Genomic DNA, 17,205 nt, shown 5'->3' with positions numbered 1-17,205 from the left:
TCAACGACGAATCCGGACTCCAGAACGGAGCGGAAACACCGAGTGCCGTGTCGGTCAGGCATCGGGCCGCTCCCCCACCGGCGGGCATGACCCACAGCTGGGGCGCACCGCCACCGACGGCCCGGCAGAACGCCAACCATCGTCCGTCCGGCGAAAAGGCGGGCTCCGTGTCGGACGGGCCATCCGTCAGCTTCCTCGGCCCCGCGGTACCGACGCTCGGCACCGTCCAGAGCTGCGATCGGTACCCGTCCGCCCGCAGATCGATGAAGCTGAGGGCGAACACGATGTGGGAACCGTCCGGAGAGAGCGCCGGCGTGTCCGGAGATCGGATTTTCGCGAGATCGCCGGGCCGCACCGCACTACTTTAGGTGGCACTCAACCGACGGGCCAGGTGTATGCCTTCCCGCCACCGGGAGCCTGCGAACTCTCGCTGTACCGGATCCCCGTGGGTCGGCCGTCGGGGACGTCGAAGGGGATCCAGCCGCGCACGCAGGCGCCGCCGGCGAGTGAGTGCTCCTTCGGGAACGCCGGCGACGGGAAGTCGCCGGTGGCGAAGTTGTACGGGGCGAGCGGGGCCCGGCTCGCGAAGGTCAGCGCGAACGGTTTCGGGCCCACCATCTGCACGAGTGACTCGGTGCGGTTGCAGACCTGCACGTCGATCGCGGCGTACTGGTGGCCGGCGGACTTCGGGGTCGGGGCCGGGGTGGGCAGCGGTTGCCGGTAGCTGTGCACGGTCACCTCCAGGGGGCCGCTCCACTCGGCGACGGACAGCGGATTGCCGAGTTTCGGGGCGACGGCTGTGGCGGCCGGAACGGATCGGGTCGCCGACGCGCCGGCGGGGCGGGTGGTCGTGCCGGTGGCGGTGGGGGCCTCATCGTCCCCACAGCCCCCCAGCGCAACACCCGCCCCGATGGCGACTACCAGAAGGAACCTCTTCACTACTCCACGTTACTGTCAGGCTCCGGTCCGGAAGGTGACGTTCGTGTAGTCGTCGATGGGCTGGTCCCAGTTGCTGCGGAACCCGAAGCGGTCGCCGGTCGGCATCGAGCCGCCGCAGTTGGCCCGGTTCGCCGCCGCGAGGTCGGACACCGCCAGCACCACCTTGCCGTCGGCCGTGGCGGTGAGGGTGTTGCCCACGACGCTCACCACGATCCGGGAGGTGGCCGTCACCCCGGCCGGGGCGAACGCGCCGGCGAGCTGCTTGCCGCACTCGTTGTTCTCGAAGACCTTCACGAGGGAGAACCCGCGGGCGGCGATCTGCTGCCCGTTGACCGTCTCGACGTGGTTCGCCTCGCTGCGCAGCACCAGCCCGTTGAACCGGTCGGCGTAGGACGGCGTGGGGTTGGCGCGCAGCGCAACCGCGAAGTCGGCGGTGGGCGTGAACCCGACGGTCAGGTCCTGGCTGCCGACCGGCTGCGTGGTCATCTCGACATAGGTGGAGCTGCCGTCCTTCCACTTCACCTCGTCGGCGTAGGCGTTGAACGCGCCCATGGTGAAGACCTCGTCGCCGCCGATCGCCACCGTCTGCCGGCTCCACTCCTCCTCGCCCAGTTCGTTGGCGCCGCCGACGGTCACCGTGTAGACGCCCTTGGGCAGGTCGTGCATGGCCAGGGTCTTGCTGCCCGGGACCATCCACTCCTCGTTGCGGTAGCCCTCGGCGGTCACGGCCCGCATGAACACGCTCGGGTACGCCGCGTAGTCACCGGCCGCGATGTCGAGCCGGGTGAACAGGCGGCTCCACTGGTGCTCGACGACCACCTTCGGCTTGATGGTCCCCTCGTCCAGGCTCGGGAGCTTCCAGGTCTCCCAGGTCCCGTTCGTGCCGTCGGCGAAGTTCGGGACGAAGGTGATCTCGACGGCCTTCTCGGCCGGAAGTTCGGCCGGGATCGTGTAGGTGAAGCTGGTCGCCTCGGCCGGGATGTACGTCCAGGCGGACGTGGCCTTGTCGAAGTAGGCCCGCACGCTGTAGCGCGACAGCGCCTTGCCGGGCTTGCCCCAGCTCAGCAGGACCTTGCGGGGGTCGCCCGGGTCACGGGTGACCTTGAAGCTCTGGAGGGTCTTCCCGGAGACCTTGTTCTCCACCGGCGCCCACTTGCAGGAGCCGTAGTGGTTGAGCGCCGTGACCGAACCGGAGAAGTCCTTGTTCTGCAGGTGCGCCACGGAGTAGGTGATGGAGCGCGCCGTGCCGGGCACCCGCTGGAGGTAGTTGTTGCCGTAGGTCTGGTACTCGTAGATCTCGGCCGCGCCGGTGTTGGCCGGCGGGTCCCAGGTCATCGTGACCTGGTTGCCGTCCGCGCTGCGGGTCGCCTTCAGGTTGGTCACCAGGCCGGGCGCGGCGGTGTCGATCCACTCGGTCTTCGAGCTGGCGCCCTTGCCGGAGTCGTCGCGGGAGCTGACGCTGACCTTCAGGCGCTTGCAGCCGTCGATGTTGCTGATCGCGAACGACGTCGTGTCCCCCGACACGACGGAGACCTTCTCGGCGGCGTCGTCGACGACCTTCACGTTGTACCTCGTCGCGCCCTCCACCGGCGCCCACGAGACCGTGACCGACGCCCCGTCCTCGGGGTTTCGGGTGATCGTGAGCGCCGTCGGGGCCCCCGGGCCGGCCAGCGCGACGCCCGCGCCCCAGACCAGGACCGCTCCGCCCACGCCGACACCGATCAGCGGCTTCGCCGCCTTCTTCCAGTTCATCCTGTGCTCTCCCCAGCGACGGGCGGCCTCCTTGGCGGCCCGGTCGGAGGGAACGATGCCGGCCGGAGTTCAAGGCGGGTTCAACCGCGATTCCGGAGCGGCTCAGGGACGCTCAATCCTCGTAGCAGGGGTGGTCCGCAGGGCTGGGCGGCGTGTCGTCGACGCCGATCGCCCGGAGGTCGGCCATGCGGAAAGTCGACTCCGCGCGCTCACCGCATTGTCCACTGTGGACCCTCGGGCGGCCGGGGTATCCGCTCGCGTCCGCGGTCGGTAGCGCCGAGAATCAGGGAATGCTGCTCCGTCGATTCGTGCGCACCGCCGCCGCGGTGACCGCGACGGTCGCCCTCCTCGTGGTGCTGTTCCGCCAGTTCGAGGGCGACCCGGCCGACACCACCGGCCCGGTGCTGGCCGGTGCGCTGGCGGCGTGGTGGTTCGTGGCGGGCCCACCGGCCCGGGCGGCGGCGTCGTCCGGACGGATGATCGAGGTGGCCGCGTGGGCGGCCCGCGGCGCGGGGCTGGCCGGGGCCGCGGTGTACTACGCGTCGCAGGGCCTCGACCGGGCGCGCCCCGATCCGGTGCTCGCCGCGTTCGCCGTCGGGCTCATCGGGGCGCGGGTGCTCCAGACGGTCGCCCGGCGCCGCGGCACGGGCGCGACCAACCCGCTGTTTCCGGGCGGGCGGCGACGGGCACTGCTGATCGCCCGCTGGGTCGGGTACGTGCTGCTGGCCGTGTTCGCCCGGTACGTCGGCCTCCTCGCCGCCGTGGTGCTGTTCTGGGTGCCCACGCGGGTGCACGGCTGGCCGGTCGTGCCGCTGGCGGTGCTGTGGGCGGTGGTCGTCGGGATCGGGTTCGGCATGATCCAGGTGTTCAGCCTCCGGCGGAGCCGCGTCACGTACAGCCACGCGTACTCCGCCGGGCTGGGCGTCACGCACACCACCGAGGACTGGCAGGAACAGGAGCTGCTCGGGCCGCCCGTCCGCACCGGGCTCGCCCCGCTGCTCCAGGCCCGGCAGGTCGTCGGCGGGTGGCAGTCGGCCAGTTCCGGATACGGCTCGTGGGGAAGCACGAACACCACCACGTGGGCCGACGGATGGTGGCAGGTCCGGCTCGTCCAGTTCCCGCCCGCCTACGTGCCGTTCTGGATCGACCGTCCGATCCGGTCGCTGTTCGACCGCCGCAAGCGGCTCGACGACGGCGGGGAGTGACCCCGACCCGATCTTGTTGCGACCCGACAGACCTATCCGTGGGAACGACCACCGCGATCACCTGTCGGACTCAAAGCTCGACCCGGAAGCCTGCCGGTTGACGCGCGGTCGTGGCGGCCAGTTCGGCGACCGTGGCCGCCGGGGTCGGGATCAGCGGGGTGGTGGCCAGCCACGCGTAGATCTCCGGCAGGCTCAGGCCCGGCGGGACCGCTCCGACGAAGACCTCGAAGTACAGCGGCGTGTTGGGCCCGATGCGCCAGCTCTCGGCGAGGCCGCCGACGTCGACGGTGTCGAACCCGAAGTCGTCGATCAGCTCGGCGACCCGCGCTTTGGCGGCGAGGTCGTCGCCGGTGATCGGCAACGCGGTGCGGTCCGGGGCGCCGGCCGGGCGGGCCAGTTCGCGCAGCAGCCTGCCGTTGACGTCGTGGAACGCCTTCACCACGGACGAGCGGGACAGGAACCGTTGCACGAGTTCGCTGGAGGTGAGTTCGTCGGCGTCGAGTTCCGGGCGCGCCCAGCCGGTGACGGCCGGTGCGTAGTTCATGGTGTCGATCACCGTCTTGCCGGCGAGCGCCTCCCGTGGGAGCTGCTCGTAGTTGGCCAGCGGGATGGTCGCGACCACGAGATCGCCCGCCCGCGCCGCCTCGGTCGGGGTGGCGGCGCGGGCGGACGGGCCGAGTTCGGCGATCAGGTCGCCGAGGCTCTCCGGCCCGCGCGAGTTGCTGATCACCACGTGCCAGCCGGCGCCGACCGCGCTGCGGGCGATGGCGGAACCGATGGTGCCGCTGCCGATGATGCCGAGCGTTCCGGTCATGTGACTGCTCCTCCGCAGGGGTGAAAGGGCTGCGGTGGCTACGCTAGGAGCTGCCATTGATGTGAGGTCTCGACGATGTGGTGGTGGTCATAGTGCGCATCGGCGAGCTGGCGGCCCGCACCGGTGCGAGCGTGCGTTCGCTGCGCTACTACGAGGAGCAGGGCCTGCTGACGGCCGAACGGGACCCGGCGGGCCGCCGCCGCTACGCCGAGTCGGCCGTCGCGCGGGTGGCGCTGATCCGGCGCGGGTTTTCGGCCAGCCTCTCCAGCCGGGTGATCGCGGATCTGCTGCCGCTGCTCGAGGCCGAATGCCTCCCGCGCCTGCGAGCCCTGCTGGACGCCGAGCGGGAGAGGCTGGAGGCGCAGATCGACGCGATGACCCAGGCCCGGGTGCGCCTCGACGAAGTCATCGCCATCGCCACGGATCCCACCTGGACGTGCGACACCTAGACGTCCGGACCGGCCGCCGACCGCGCTGTCGGGTCCATTGTGGACGCTCCCACGGCGAGTCGAACAGCGGCCTTGTCCAACGTTGTCCAACCACGACACCGGTCACCGGCCGCTCGTTCGATGATGGGGCACCTCCGATCCCTGGCAAGGAGAACGACGCCCCATGAACGCGACAGACGATCCCCCGGCCCGGCAGTCGGACGGTCCGGCAGCGGAACGGAGGCCGATCGGACGCCGGGCGCTGCTGCTGGGCGGGGCCGCCGTGGCGCTCGGGGCCGGCGGGTACGCGGTGGCCCGCGCGAACCGGGCGCGCCCCGGTGACGTGCGTTGGTCCTACACGGGCATCCGCGCGGCGCCGTCGCTCACCGGGAAGGTGCTCGTCGGCACAGGCGGCGGAGTGACGGCGTTGAATCGGGCCGACGGCCGCGAGCGCTGGAACTTCAGCAACAACACGACCGACTCGATCCCCGGTGCGTGGGACCCGTCGTTCACCCCGGCCGCCGGCGACGGCACCGTCGTCGTGGCCTACCGGTCGCCGCATCTGGTCGCGTTCGATCCGGGGTCCGGCAAGGTCGTCTGGTCCTACGCGGCCACCGGCGACCAGAGTTTCGCCACTGCTCCGGTGCGCGACGGCGGGACGGTCGTCGCGGTCGCCCGCTCGGACCGCGCCGGCGCGACGGTGCTGCACGGCGTCGACACGGCTTCCGGATCCCGCCGGTGGACCCTGGCGCTCGGTGACGTGGAGACGTCGACGCCGGCGCTCGCCGCGGGCCGGGTGTGGCTGAGCCGCGCGAATTCGCGCAGCGCGCCCGGCGCCACCGCGGGTGAGGAGTGGCTCGCGGTCGACGCCGCCTCGGGCGTCGTGGCGCTGACGCTGCCCGGCGCGGTCGAATTCACGAAACCGGCCGCGCTGGCGAGCGGCGACCGGGTCTTCTTCCTGGTCGACAGGAACCTCGTCGCGATGCAGGCGCGGACCGGCACGGTCGACTGGGTGGTCAGCGCGCCGCTCGACCCGACCACCGGGCTGGCCGGTGATCAGACCGTGCTGGTGGTGCTCGGCCATGACGGTGGCCTGCGCGCGCTCGACCCGCACAACGGCCGCCGGCTCTGGGAGTTCACGGAGACCAAGGTGACCGGGGTGCCGGCCGTGTCGGACGGTTCGGTCTACGCCCCGGCCGCCGGCGGCCAACTGCTCATCCTGTCGGCGAAGAGCGGGACCCGGAGCGCCGCCTACCGGGCCGGCACGAAGGATCTGACCGGACCGCCGGTGATCACCGACGACTCGATCCTGGTGACCGACGGGGACACGCTCCGGTCGATCGTCCGCTGAGCCGGTCACCGGCCCGGAAGCTCCTCGACCAGCGCCACGGCCCGCCGCACCGGCCCGCGTCCCATCGGTCTTCTCCTCCGCTGCCCCTCGACCGTCCGACCGAGATCATGACAGCCGCGGCACGAACGCCGTCACCAGCGCGAGCGCCAACGGCGACAGCAGGCTCAGCGCGGTGATCGGCCGGCGCAGGATCGTCGCGTCGATGCGCAGATGGCTCTCGAACCGCCCACGCAGCGCCAGCCACGCCTCGCCGGGCACCCCGCACAACGGCTCGCCGAGAGCGCGGTCGACGAGCGCGAACGCCAGCGCCCGCCAGGCCAGCACCAGCGGCAGCACCGCGATGAGCAGCACCGCCGCGAAGAACGCCCCGTAGAGCAGGACGACGAGCGGCGGGAACAGCCGCGGGTCGAGGCGCCCGGAGCCGACCAGGGCGATCCGCAGCGCGGCACTGTCGAGCACCGCCATGGACACGACGACCGCGAGCGCCAGTGCGCAGCGCTCGATCGTCGACCACACGTCCAGGGTCGAACGCGTGGTCTCGGCGATCGCCGGCCCGTCGAGCATGGCCGGTTCCAGGGCGTCGGTCGGCTCGGGCGAGGTGATCGTCTCGAGGCCGCCGCGGATCTCGTGAACCCGTTCGTGGGCCAGCCACACCATCGCGACCCAGGGCGCGGCGGCGATCGCACCGCACAGGATGAGAACCCGGCTCAGGTTGGCCGCGCCGTGCAACGGCACCCGGAGGGTGGCATTCGCGTTGTTGAGCGCGAGGACGCCGAGCACGACACCCACCAGGATCGAGTAGGCCGCGGCGTGGCCGGCCCACCAGCGGCGTTCCCGGCGCCACGGCGCGTCCAGCCGCCGCAACGCCCGCACGCCCCGGCCGAACACGGCGGCCCAGACGACGAGGGAGAGCGACACGGCCGCCACCCAGCCGCGCAACGGGCCGGCGACGAACGCCCGATCGGCGGCCAGAGCGCGGGTAACGGCCGTCATCGCGCCGAACACGAGCAGGCAGACCACCACGGATCCCACCGTGGTGGCCGCCGGAGTGCGCCACCAACGCCGCGCGGCCGCCGTCACAGCTTCCGAGTATGGACGCCCCGTCGCCCAGCGGGTTCGACTCGGCTCCCGTGCTTGCGACGGAAAGCCGACTCCGCACATCCGCCGGGGGCGGTGCGACAAGGACCGCCGTGTCCTCGCCGCCACCGCCCGCCGACCCCCGTCGGGGATTCAGTTGACGACGACCTCGAACTGTTCGCCGTCGAGCACCCGGTTGCTGCGGTAGAAGGCGCCGAGATCGCCGCCGCCGCCGCTGTTCTCCGATACCGGGATCATGCAGATGTTGTATCCGCCGGTGTCGCCGACCTGTCGGATCTCGACCGCCTTGATCTGGCAGCCCTCGAAGGTGCGCCCGTAGGTGTACCCGCCGGTGTACGCGCCCTCGTACGTGGACCGGAACGGGTACTCGTCACAGCTGTAGCCGGTCGGCTTGGGGAGATCTCCCGGACACGCCCGGTTGCCGTTGTTGCGGGCGTTCTCCTCGCTGGTCATGCGGGTCAGCACGTTGCGGCGGGTGTACCCGATGGCGAGGGCCACGTGCCGGGCGAAGCTCGGCTTCTCGAAGCTGTACACGTTGTAGATCGGCCGGACGTGCGGGAAGACGCAGCCGGGCGCGACGTTGCCGTAGAACGTGTCGCAGCGGGCCTGCGAGGGACTCGCGACGAGGGCGTTGGTGCTGCCGTAGAGCCACGTGGGGTTGACGAACCAGAACGCGATGCTGGTCTTCGCGAACGCGTCACTGGGGCCGAGCGTCGCCGTGACGCTCACCGACGCCGAGGCGGTCGCGGTGAGGGTGTAGAACCACTGGTCGGGGAAGTACGGGCTGCCCGTGCAGGAGCCGGTGCACCAGGCGTCGCCCCGGATGAAGGTGCCGGCGATCTGTCCCCACGCCACCAGCATGGTGAACTTGGCCTCCTGCTGCCAGAAGTGCGACACCGGCGAGAGGTTGGTCCAGGTGAGGACCTGCAGGTCGAACCCGCCGATGATCTGCCCGGTCCGCACGATGTAGACGACGACCCCGACCGTGGTGTCCAGGCAGGCGGTGGTGCGGGTGTAGCCCCACTGGTCGCGGGGGCAGTTGCTGGGCACCGGGGTGTTGAGCCCCACGCCGGATGTTCGGGTGGCCGCCGTCTTGTAGTCCGAACAGGTGGCCGTCCCGGTCGCGGCCGAGGTCTTCGCCGCCTCGACGGTCCGCTGCCGTTCGGCCGCGCACTTTTCGGTGAGTACGGGCCCGGTTCCCGCCGCGGTGGCGGCCGCGACCGCCTCGGCGGGCACGTCGGGCAGGGCATCCGCGCCGGCGGCGGAGCCGGGCGTGGCCGGCACCAGTGCGGCGAGGAGACCGAGTAATGCCGTTGCGGACAGGACTTTTCGACGCGCGGTCGGGTTCACCGTGGACCTCCCGGAATCGAGAGTGGTCAAAGTGTGCCCAGGTTAGGGAGCCGTTCTGGACGCAATCTGGCGCCCGACTGGTGCGGCGCAGTCGGCGCGGCGGCACCACCCTTTGGGAATGACGCCCTTCGATCTGGAATCGAACTGGACGCCGCCCGAGAATGGCATCGGACGTCGTCGCGTTGGGAGGCTGCGGATTGCTCGCCATCCAGGTCCTCGGCCCCACCCGGTTGTGGCGCGACGGCACGGAGATCGGGCTCGGTCCGGCCGGTCGTCGTGCCGTGCTCGGCCTGCTCGTACTGGCCGCCGGACGGCCGGTGCCGCGTTCGCGCATCGTCGACGCGCTCTGGGGGGAGCACGCGCCGGCCAGTGCCACCAACGTGATCCAGACCCACGTGAAGCATCTGCGGCGGCTGCTCGAACCGGGCCGGCGCGCCCACGCCCCCAGCGCGATGCTGCCGTCGGTCGGGGCCGGGTACGCGTTGCGGCTGCCGGACGGCGTCGTCGACCTGGACCGGTTCCACCAACTGCTGGACGCGGCGACGCGGGCCGAACGGCACGACGATCCGCGCGGTGTCGCGGCCCGCCTCGCCGACGCGCTCGACATGTGGCACGGCCCGCCGTTCGCCGACGTGCCCGCGCTCAACGGGCATCCGACGGTGCGCTCGCTGCTCGACGAACGCCGCGCGGCGCTGGCCCGCTACGCCGACGTGATGCTGGGCCTGGAGCGCGCCGAGCGGATCCTGCCGTTGCTGCGCGAGGAGACCGCGGCGCACCCGCTGGACGAGGCGGCGCACGCGCGGCTGATCCGGGCCTACCACGCCGGCGGCCGGCGGGCGGAGGCGCTCGCGGCCTACGACGTCGCGCGCCGGCACCTGGCCGACGAGCTGGGCGTCGGTCCGGGACCGGACCTCGTGGCGGCCTACCTGAGCGTGCTCGACGAGGCGCCGGCCGCGCCGGTCGATCCGCCGCCCGCCGGCACCGCCGCCGCGCCGCCGGTCAACCAGCTCCCGGCCGAGGTCGCCGGCTTCACCGGGCGCACCGCCGAGCTGTCCACATTGGACAGTTGGAGCGCCGGGGGCGGCACGGCGGTGCGCATCGGCATCATCTGCGGCACCGCCGGGGTCGGCAAGACCGCGCTCGGCGTGCAGTGGGCGAACCGTGCCGCCGACCGGTTCCCCGACGGGCGGCTCTATGTGGACCTGCGCGGCTACGACCCGCGCCGGCCCGTCCCGGCCGGGGCCGCGCTCGGGCACCTGCTGGAGTCCCTCGGCGTCCCGGCCGCCGACGTCCCGGTCGACCTCGACCGCCGGGCCGCCCGATACCGGGCCGAAACAGCGGGCCGTCGCCTGCTGATCCTGCTGGACAACGCCGCCGCCATCGACCAGGTCCGGCCTCTCCTCCCGGGAACCGGCACCGCCACGCTCCTCATCACGAGCCGGGACAGCCTCGGCGGCCTGGTGGCCCTGCACGGTGCCCGCCGGCTCATGCTCGACCTGCTGCCCGAACCGGAGGCGCTGGCGCTGCTGCGTTCGCTCGTCGGCACGCGCGTCGACCGGGAGCCGGCGGCCGCCGCCGCGCTGGCCCGCCAGTGCGCACGCCTCCCGCTGGCCCTGCGGGTCGCGGCCGAACTGGCGGCGTTCCGGCCGAGTGAGCCGCTGTCCGGCCTGGTGCGTGAGCTCGCCGACCGGCAGCGGCGGCTGCGGTTGCTGGACCCGGGCGGCGACGTGCGGGCGGCGGTGCGGGTGGTGTTCTCCTGGTCCTACCGGCAGCTTCCGCCGCGGGCGGCCCGGCTGTTCCGCTGTCTCGGGATGCATCCCGGCCCCACGTTCGACGTCGACGCCGCCGCCGCACTGGCCGACGTGGCCCGCGACGACGCCGCACGAAACCTCGAACTGTTGGCCCGCAAGCACCTCGTGCGCGCCGCAGGCTCCGGCCGGTACGTCATGCACGACCTGCTGCGCGCGTACGCCGCCGAACTGGCCACCGACGACGATCCGGGCGCCGCGCTCGACCGGCTCTTCGACCACCTGCTCGGGACGGCCGCGGCGGCGATGGACCGGCTGCACCCGGCCGAACGGGCGCACCGCCCGGCGGTGGCGCGCGGCCCCGCGTTCGCCGACGGGGACTGCGCCCGCCGCTGGTTGGACGCCCAGTTGCCCGGCCTCGTCGCCACCGCCGCCGCCGCGCTGGAACACGGCCGACCCCGCTACCCGGCCGACCTGGCGGCCACGCTGTACCGGCACCTGGAGGGCGGCCGCTACACCGACGCCGAGGCGCTGCACGGCTACGCGCTCGAAGCGGCGCGCGGCCGCGACGACCCGGCCCGCCACGGCGTCGCGCTGACCAACGTCGGCGCCGTGCATCGCCTGCTCGGCCGCTACGAACTCGCCGAGGCGCACCTGTGCGAGGCGGTCGCGGTCCTGGAACGCTGCGGCGACCGGCTCGCCGCCGCGCGGGCCCGTTCCAACCTCGGCATCGTCCTGGAACGGCTCGGCCGCGACGAGGACGCCGCCGCGCACCAGCGCGCCGCGCTGGCCGCCTACCGCCGCGCCGGCGACCGCTACGGCGAGGCCTCCACGCTGGTCAACCTCGGCAACGCCAACACCCGTCCGGGCCACCTCGACGAGGCCCACGAACAGCTGTCGCGCGCGGCCACGCTGTTCCGCGAGACCGGCGCCGCCGTCGGCGAGGCGATGGCCCTGTCCAACCTCGGCAACGTGTGCACCAACCTCGGGCGCCACGACGAGGCGGCCGGGCACCTGGCGGCGGCCCGCGACGTGTTCCGGACGGCCGGGCACCGCTACGGCGAGGCCATCGCCCTGTCGAACCTGGGCCGGGTGCACGGGATCCGGGGCGAGCACGCGCGGGCGGTCGGCGACCTGAACGACGCGATCCGCATCCTGCGTTCGATCGGGCATCGCTACGGCGAGGCGAGTGCGCTCAACCACCTCGGCGACGTGCTGACGGCCACCGGCCACACCGCCGACGCCGTGGCCCGCTACGCCGCCGCGCTGTCGATCGCCACCGCCACCGGCGACCGCGACGAGCAGGAACGCGCGCACGCCGGCATCGCGCGGGCGCGACGGGCACCGGCCGGCGGCGTCCGCTAGACGGGCGTCCAAGCCGCGTCCAGTTCGCTTCCAGATCCGCGTGCGTTGATGGCGCTCGGCACCGGCCCGTTCCGGGTCGGGCCGCGAACGTGGAGAGGAGCCCGCATGCATCAGGTGTTACGTCGCGCGGCACACATCACCGCCGCCGCACTTCTCGTCGCCACGGTGCTGGCCGCGCCGAGCGGTGCGACGGCCGCGCCGCGAACCGACGGCCCCGGCGCCGGGGTCGACGACCGCCGCGCCACCACACCGGGCCTGAGCGCACCGCTCGTCCTGGGCAAGAAGCCGACCGCCGGCAGTTCGACGGAGACCACGATCACCTGCTACGTCTTCCCGGCCGGGCCGTACCGCAGCGGCAACTCGGTGATCTTCTCGGTCTTCCTCGACTGTGTCGGCGGGGTGCCCCGGTCGTTGGGGGCCGTCGTGGACATCGTCCGCTGGCACAACAACTACGGCTATCCCGAACCCGGCTCGTTCGCGGTCTGCGCCGACATCGAGACGACCCAGCTGCTCTGCCTGACCAAGCCGATACCCTGCTACCAGGCGGGCGCCTACTACGACGGCCTGGCGTTCCTCCAGGCCGTGGACGAACTCGGGGTCCTGCACGAGGCCCAGTACTACGTGCCCCCGAAGTGGGTGGGCTGCCTGGTCTGACGGTCGTTCGGTAACGCATTCGCGTTTGCCGTGCAGTCAAATGGCAAACGCGAATGCGAACGATAGTCTCGAATAACTGAACAGCAAAGTTGCCGGGCAATTGCCGCCGCCGTGAGCTTCAATGGAGTCAGGTGCTCAAGGACGGTGGTAGCCATGCCGGACGCTTCGGAGGTAGTGCGGGCCGATTCTTCGTGGAACGGCACCGCGCGGCCGTATCCCGACGACAACTCAATCGCGGAGTTGTTCGTTCGACAGGCGAAGCGCGCGCCGTCCGCCGTCGCCGTCGTCGATTCCGGCCGGCGGGTGTCGTACGCCGAATTGGACGGGTGGTCCGGCCGGCTCGCGGCGCGGCTCGCCGATTCCGGCGTCGAGTCGGGTGAGCCGGTGGGCCTGATCGGCGAACGGGGCCTGGAAGCCGTCGTCGGCATGCTCGGCATCCTCAGGGCCGGCGCCTGCTACGTGCCGCTGCACATCGATGATCCGGTCGGGCGGCTGCGGGCCCTCACCTCCCGGCTCGGCATGCGGCGGCTGGTCGCCACGCCTGGTGCGGAAAGCGTGCTGGACGGGCCTGCGACGTTCGCCGTGGCCGAGTCCGAGCACGGGCCCCCGGTGGATCGACCGGTGGTGCCGGTCGGTGGCGGCGGACGGGCTTACGTGATGTTCACGTCGGGTTCCACCGGGACGCCGAAAGCGGTGGCGGTGGCGCATCGCGCGGTGTGCCGGCTGGTGCTCGGTACCGACTTCGTCCGCATCGGACCCGAGGACCGGCTGACCCACACCGGGCACCTCTCATTCGACGCGGCGGTGTTCGAAATCTGGGGCGCGCTGCTCAACGGCGCGCGAATCGTGGTGGTGCCGCCGGAGGCATTGTCGGAACCGGATCGATTGGCGCGGCTGATCGACGATTCCGGCGCCACCGTCACCTGGCTGTCGGCCGGGGTATTCCATCACTGCGCGCGGCTGCGCCCGGATATGTTCGGCGGACTGCGGTACCTGATCTCCGGTGGCGACGTACTCAATCCGCAACTCGTGCGTCGGGTACTCTCCGCAAGTTCCCCCGAGAATTTTGTCAACGGATACGGCCCGACGGAAAACACGACCTTTTCCACGACGCACCGGATCGGCGACCTTCCCGCGGACACGGCGCGGATCCCGATCGGCCGCCCGGTGGCCAACTCGACCTGCCACATCCTCACCGACGACGGGACGCCGGCACCGGTCGGCGTCGAGGGCGAACTGTGGGTGGGCGGCGACGGGGTGGCGTTCGGCTACCTCGACGACCCGGACCTGACGGCGCAACGGTTCCGGCCGGACCCGTCCTGGCACCGGCCCGGGGCGCAGCGGTTTCGCACCGGTGACCTGGCGCGTTGGTTGCCCGACGGCACCATCGACTTCCTCGGCCGGCGGGACCGGATGGTCAAGTTCCGCGACTTCCGGATCGAGCTGGACGAGATCGAGGCGGCGCTGTCGGGCTGCCCCGGGGTGGCCGACGCCGCGGTGGTCGCGCTCGGCGAGCGTGGCCGGACGACCGCGATCGCCGGTTTCTACGTACCCGCGCAGGCGCACGAGTCCGTGTCGACGCATCAGGTGCACCGCAGCCTGACCGAGACGCTGCCGCAGTTCATGCTGCCCACCCGGCTGGTGCCGCTGCCGCGCTTCCCGCTCACCTCCACGGGAAAGGTCGATCGTGCGGCGCTGGCCGACACGTTGGCCGACGGCCGCGGCGAACCGCACGACGGGCACCGTCCGCTCACCGCGATCGAGTCGGGCCTGGCCCGGTTGTGGGCCGAGGCGCTCGATGTCGACGAGGTCCTTCCCGACGACAATTTCTTCGAACTGGGCGGCAACTCGTTGACCGCCGCACGGATCTTCGCTCGGCTGCACACCATGTTCGGCATCGATCCGGCCCAGGGCAGGTTCCTGACCGCGCGGCTGCTCGCCGATCCCTCCCTCCGGGCCTGCGCGGTCGCGGTGGAACAGGCGCGGGCCGGAACCCTGCGCCGCGACGGGGCCGGCGCGGACGTCGACTTCGCCCGCGAGAGCCGCCTCGACACGCCGGTCCGCGCTGCGAACCGGCCACCGGCGCCGCTCGACCCACGCCGGTCCGACGCGCGGATCCTGCTGACCGGAGCCAGCGGATTTCTCGGCAGTCACCTGCTGCGGCGGCTGCTGACCACGACCGACGCGGAGATCGTGTGCCTGGTCCGCGCCGCCGACGACGCGGCGGCCCGGCGACGGCTGAGTGCCGCGCAGGAGTTCTACCGGCTCGGCGACCTGCCGGCCGGGCGGGTGACCCCGCTGGTCGGCGACCTGGGCCGGCCGCTGCTCGGCCTGTCCGGCAGCGCGTTCGACCGCTGTGCCGACTCGGTCGATCTCGTCCTGCACTGCGGCGCCTACGTCAACTTCACCTACCCGTACAGCCAACTGGCGCCGGTGACCGTCGGCGGGGCCCGGGAACTGGTCCGGCTGGCCGCGCCGCGCGGTGTGCCGATCCACGCGGTGTCGACGCTGGCCGTCCTCGCCGGCTTCGGCGCCGCCGGCGTGCGGGAGGTCTCCGAGGACACTCCCCTGGCCCATCCGGAACAGCTGTACATGGGCTACACGGAGGCGAAGTGGGTCGCCGAGGCCGTGCTGCGGCGGGCCGCCGACGCGGGGCTGCCGGTCGCCGTGCACCGGCCGTACGAGGTCGCCGGCGACCTCACGCACGGGGCGTGGAACCTGGAGAACGCCACCTGCGCGCTGTTCCGCCTCATCGTGGACACCGGGCTGAGCCCCGCCGTGGACATGCCGCTGGACCTGGTGCCGGTCGACGTGCTCGCCGCGCAGATCGTGCACATCGCGCTGACCCGCACCCGCTCCGTACACACCTACCACCTGACGAACCCGCGCCCGGCAAGCCTCGACGACATGGTGGACGTGCTGCGCGCGCACGGCTATCCGGTGCGGCGGGTGCCGTTCGAGGAGTGGGTCGCCGAGGCCGTGCGACATGTCTGCGACCACCCGGGGCATCCGTTCACGCCGTTCGTGCCGCTGTGGGTCGATCGCAGTCCGCGCAGCGGCCTGGTGGTCAAGGAGATGTACCTGGCCGAGCACTTCCCGCGGTTCGGTCGCGAACACGCGCGCGACGCGGTGGCGGGCCTCGACGCGGCGATGCCCGCGGTCGACGCCGACCTGCTCGGGCGCTACGTCGCGTTCTTCCAACGGGCGGGGTACTTCCCGCCGCCGCCGCGATGACCGCCGGCGAGGGCCTCCCGCTGGTCGGGGTGGTCCTGGACTTCGGCGCGGCGACCCCGATGAGCGTTCTCGCCGCCGCTCGCGGCCTGGCCCGCATCGTGTTCCTCGGCGACCGCGGCAGCGCCTACGTGCGTGCTGTCGTCGCCGACCTCGACGGGCTCGCCGACGTCTGGGACATCACCGATCTGTCGAACGAGGACATCGCCGCCGATCCGCGCATGGGCACCCTCGCCGGGATCACCACGTTCAGCGAACGGCAGCTGGTGCGCACCGCGGCGTTGGCCCACCGGCACGGGCTGACCTTCCTCAGCCCGGCTGCGGCGGCCGCCGCGACCGACAAGTTCCTGCAGCGGCGGTTGCTTTCCGAGGCGGGTCTGGAACACCTCCGGTGCCGGCTGCTGCGCGATCCCGAACAGCTCGACGCGGCGCTGGCCGACGTCGGACTGCCGGCCGTGCTCAAGCCCCGCCGGGGCGCGGCGAGCGCCCGCACCTGCCGCGTCGACTCCGCCGCCGAGGCGCACCGCCGGCTGCGGGACTTCGTCGCCGCCGCGCCACCGGACGAGGAGTACGTGGTCGAACAGTTCCTCACCGGCGACTCCGCCGTCGCCGGCGAGCGGTGGGGCGACTACGTGTCCGTCGAGTCGGTCACCTCGCACGGCCGCACCCGCCACATCGACATCACCGGGAAGTTCCCGCTCGCCCCGCCGCTGCGCGAGACGGGCTACGTCGTCCCGGCCACGTTGGACCCACCCGTCCGCCGGTCCGTGCTGCGACTGGTCGAGGCGGCGATCCGAGCGTTGGGCATCGCGCACGGCGCGACCCACGTCGAGGTCAAACTCACCCCGTCCGGACCGCAGATCATCGAGGTGAACGGTCGCCTCGGCGGCTACGTCGCCGACCTCGTCCGCCGCGCCCGCGGCTACGACCTGCTGCGCGCCGCGCTGCTGGCCGCGCTCGGCCGACCCGCGGATCCGCCACCGGAACTCTGGCGCCGACACGCCTTCCAGTACTTCCTGACTCCCCCGATGAACGCCACCGTCCTGCGCCGCTTCGACGGCGCCGACGACCTGATCCGGGAACGCGGCATCCAGCTGGTCGAGACCGTCAAACGCCCCGGGGACCCGCTCGACTGGCGCGACGGGACCCTCGCCTACATCGGCATCGTGCACGGCTCCGGCACCGACCACGCCGACGTGTTACGCCTCGTCGAGCGCATCCGCCACACGCTCCTTATCGAGTACCATACCGCCGCCGATCATGATTAATG

Annotated in this window: 12 protein-coding genes; 7 read left to right on the top strand and 5 right to left on the bottom strand. The window is 72.4% G+C overall.

The genetic code is table 11. The annotated features are described in order from the left end of the window. Positions 1 to 375: 375 nt before the first annotated feature. Together Val02_RS24400 and Val02_RS24395 are read right to left on the bottom strand one after the other, a co-directional pair. A complete protein-coding gene (locus Val02_RS24400) occupies positions 376 to 939 on the bottom strand; it encodes a hypothetical protein (protein ID WP_203901504.1) in 564 nt (187 codons plus the stop codon). A gap of 15 nt (positions 940 to 954) precedes the next feature. After that, positions 955 to 2,691, bottom strand: coding sequence for a fibronectin type III domain-containing protein (locus Val02_RS24395; RefSeq protein ID WP_203901503.1), 1,737 nt, complete (start codon positions 2,689 to 2,691; stop codon positions 955 to 957). A gap of 290 nt (positions 2,692 to 2,981) precedes the next feature. Here Val02_RS24395 and Val02_RS24390 point away from each other — a divergent pair, with 290 nt between their 5' ends. Beyond that, positions 2,982 to 3,896 (top strand): hypothetical protein, encoded by a 915-nt coding sequence (locus tag Val02_RS24390; protein WP_203901502.1) that lies wholly within the window; start codon positions 2,982 to 2,984, stop codon positions 3,894 to 3,896. A gap of 70 nt (positions 3,897 to 3,966) precedes the next feature. On the opposite strand, the gene Val02_RS24385 is transcribed toward Val02_RS24390, so the two are convergent. Beyond that, on the bottom strand, positions 3,967 to 4,710 hold the full coding sequence (locus Val02_RS24385) for an NADPH-dependent F420 reductase (protein ID WP_203901501.1): 744 nt from the start codon (positions 4,708 to 4,710) through the stop codon (positions 3,967 to 3,969). 83 nt (positions 4,711 to 4,793) lie between these two features. On the opposite strand from Val02_RS24385, the gene Val02_RS24380 reads away from it, so the two are divergent. Then, complete coding sequence (locus Val02_RS24380; RefSeq protein WP_308440020.1) at positions 4,794 to 5,159, top strand: MerR family DNA-binding transcriptional regulator; 366 nt, start codon at positions 4,794 to 4,796, stop codon at positions 5,157 to 5,159. 163 nt (positions 5,160 to 5,322) lie between these two features. After that, positions 5,323 to 6,489, top strand: coding sequence for an outer membrane protein assembly factor BamB family protein (locus tag Val02_RS24375; protein WP_203901500.1), 1,167 nt, complete (start codon positions 5,323 to 5,325; stop codon positions 6,487 to 6,489). A gap of 105 nt (positions 6,490 to 6,594) precedes the next feature. Here the strand turns inward: Val02_RS24375 and Val02_RS24370 are convergent, their stop codons facing one another. Further along, on the bottom strand, positions 6,595 to 7,569 hold the full coding sequence (locus tag Val02_RS24370) for a hypothetical protein (RefSeq protein WP_203901499.1): 975 nt from the start codon (positions 7,567 to 7,569) through the stop codon (positions 6,595 to 6,597). Between the two features lie 150 nt (positions 7,570 to 7,719). Beyond that, the gene (locus Val02_RS24365; RefSeq protein WP_203901498.1) at positions 7,720 to 8,937 is read right to left on the bottom strand and encodes a NucA/NucB deoxyribonuclease domain-containing protein; all 1,218 of its coding nucleotides are present in this window, start codon (positions 8,935 to 8,937) and stop codon (positions 7,720 to 7,722) included. A gap of 161 nt (positions 8,938 to 9,098) precedes the next feature. On the opposite strand from Val02_RS24365, the gene Val02_RS24360 reads away from it, so the two are divergent. The 4 genes from Val02_RS24360 to Val02_RS24345 all read left to right on the top strand — a co-directional run bounded on the left by Val02_RS24360 (position 9,099) and on the right by Val02_RS24345 (position 17,203). Next, positions 9,099 to 12,050 carry an AfsR/SARP family transcriptional regulator gene (locus Val02_RS24360; RefSeq protein ID WP_203901497.1) on the top strand — a complete coding sequence of 984 codons (2,952 nt, stop codon included), beginning with the start codon at positions 9,099 to 9,101 and terminating at the stop codon, positions 12,048 to 12,050. Positions 12,051 to 12,155: 105 nt separating this feature from the next. Continuing rightward, a complete protein-coding gene (locus Val02_RS24355) occupies positions 12,156 to 12,704 on the top strand; it encodes a hypothetical protein (RefSeq protein ID WP_203901496.1) in 549 nt (182 codons plus the stop codon). Between the two features lie 153 nt (positions 12,705 to 12,857). After that, a complete protein-coding gene (locus Val02_RS24350; RefSeq protein ID WP_203901495.1) occupies positions 12,858 to 15,938 on the top strand; it encodes an amino acid adenylation domain-containing protein in 3,081 nt (1,026 codons plus the stop codon). Then, a complete protein-coding gene (locus Val02_RS24345; protein ID WP_203901494.1) occupies positions 15,935 to 17,203 on the top strand; it encodes an ATP-grasp domain-containing protein in 1,269 nt (422 codons plus the stop codon). The genes Val02_RS24350 and Val02_RS24345 overlap by 4 nt, the downstream gene beginning before the upstream one ends. The last annotated feature ends 2 nt before the right edge of the window (positions 17,204 to 17,205 follow it).

This window comes from Virgisporangium aliadipatigenens (assembly GCF_016863615.1).
Lineage (GTDB): Bacteria > Actinomycetota > Actinomycetes > Mycobacteriales > Micromonosporaceae > Virgisporangium > Virgisporangium aliadipatigenens.
The sequence above is the reverse complement of the archived record's forward strand: the minus strand, read 5'-3'. Positions and strand labels throughout refer to the sequence as shown.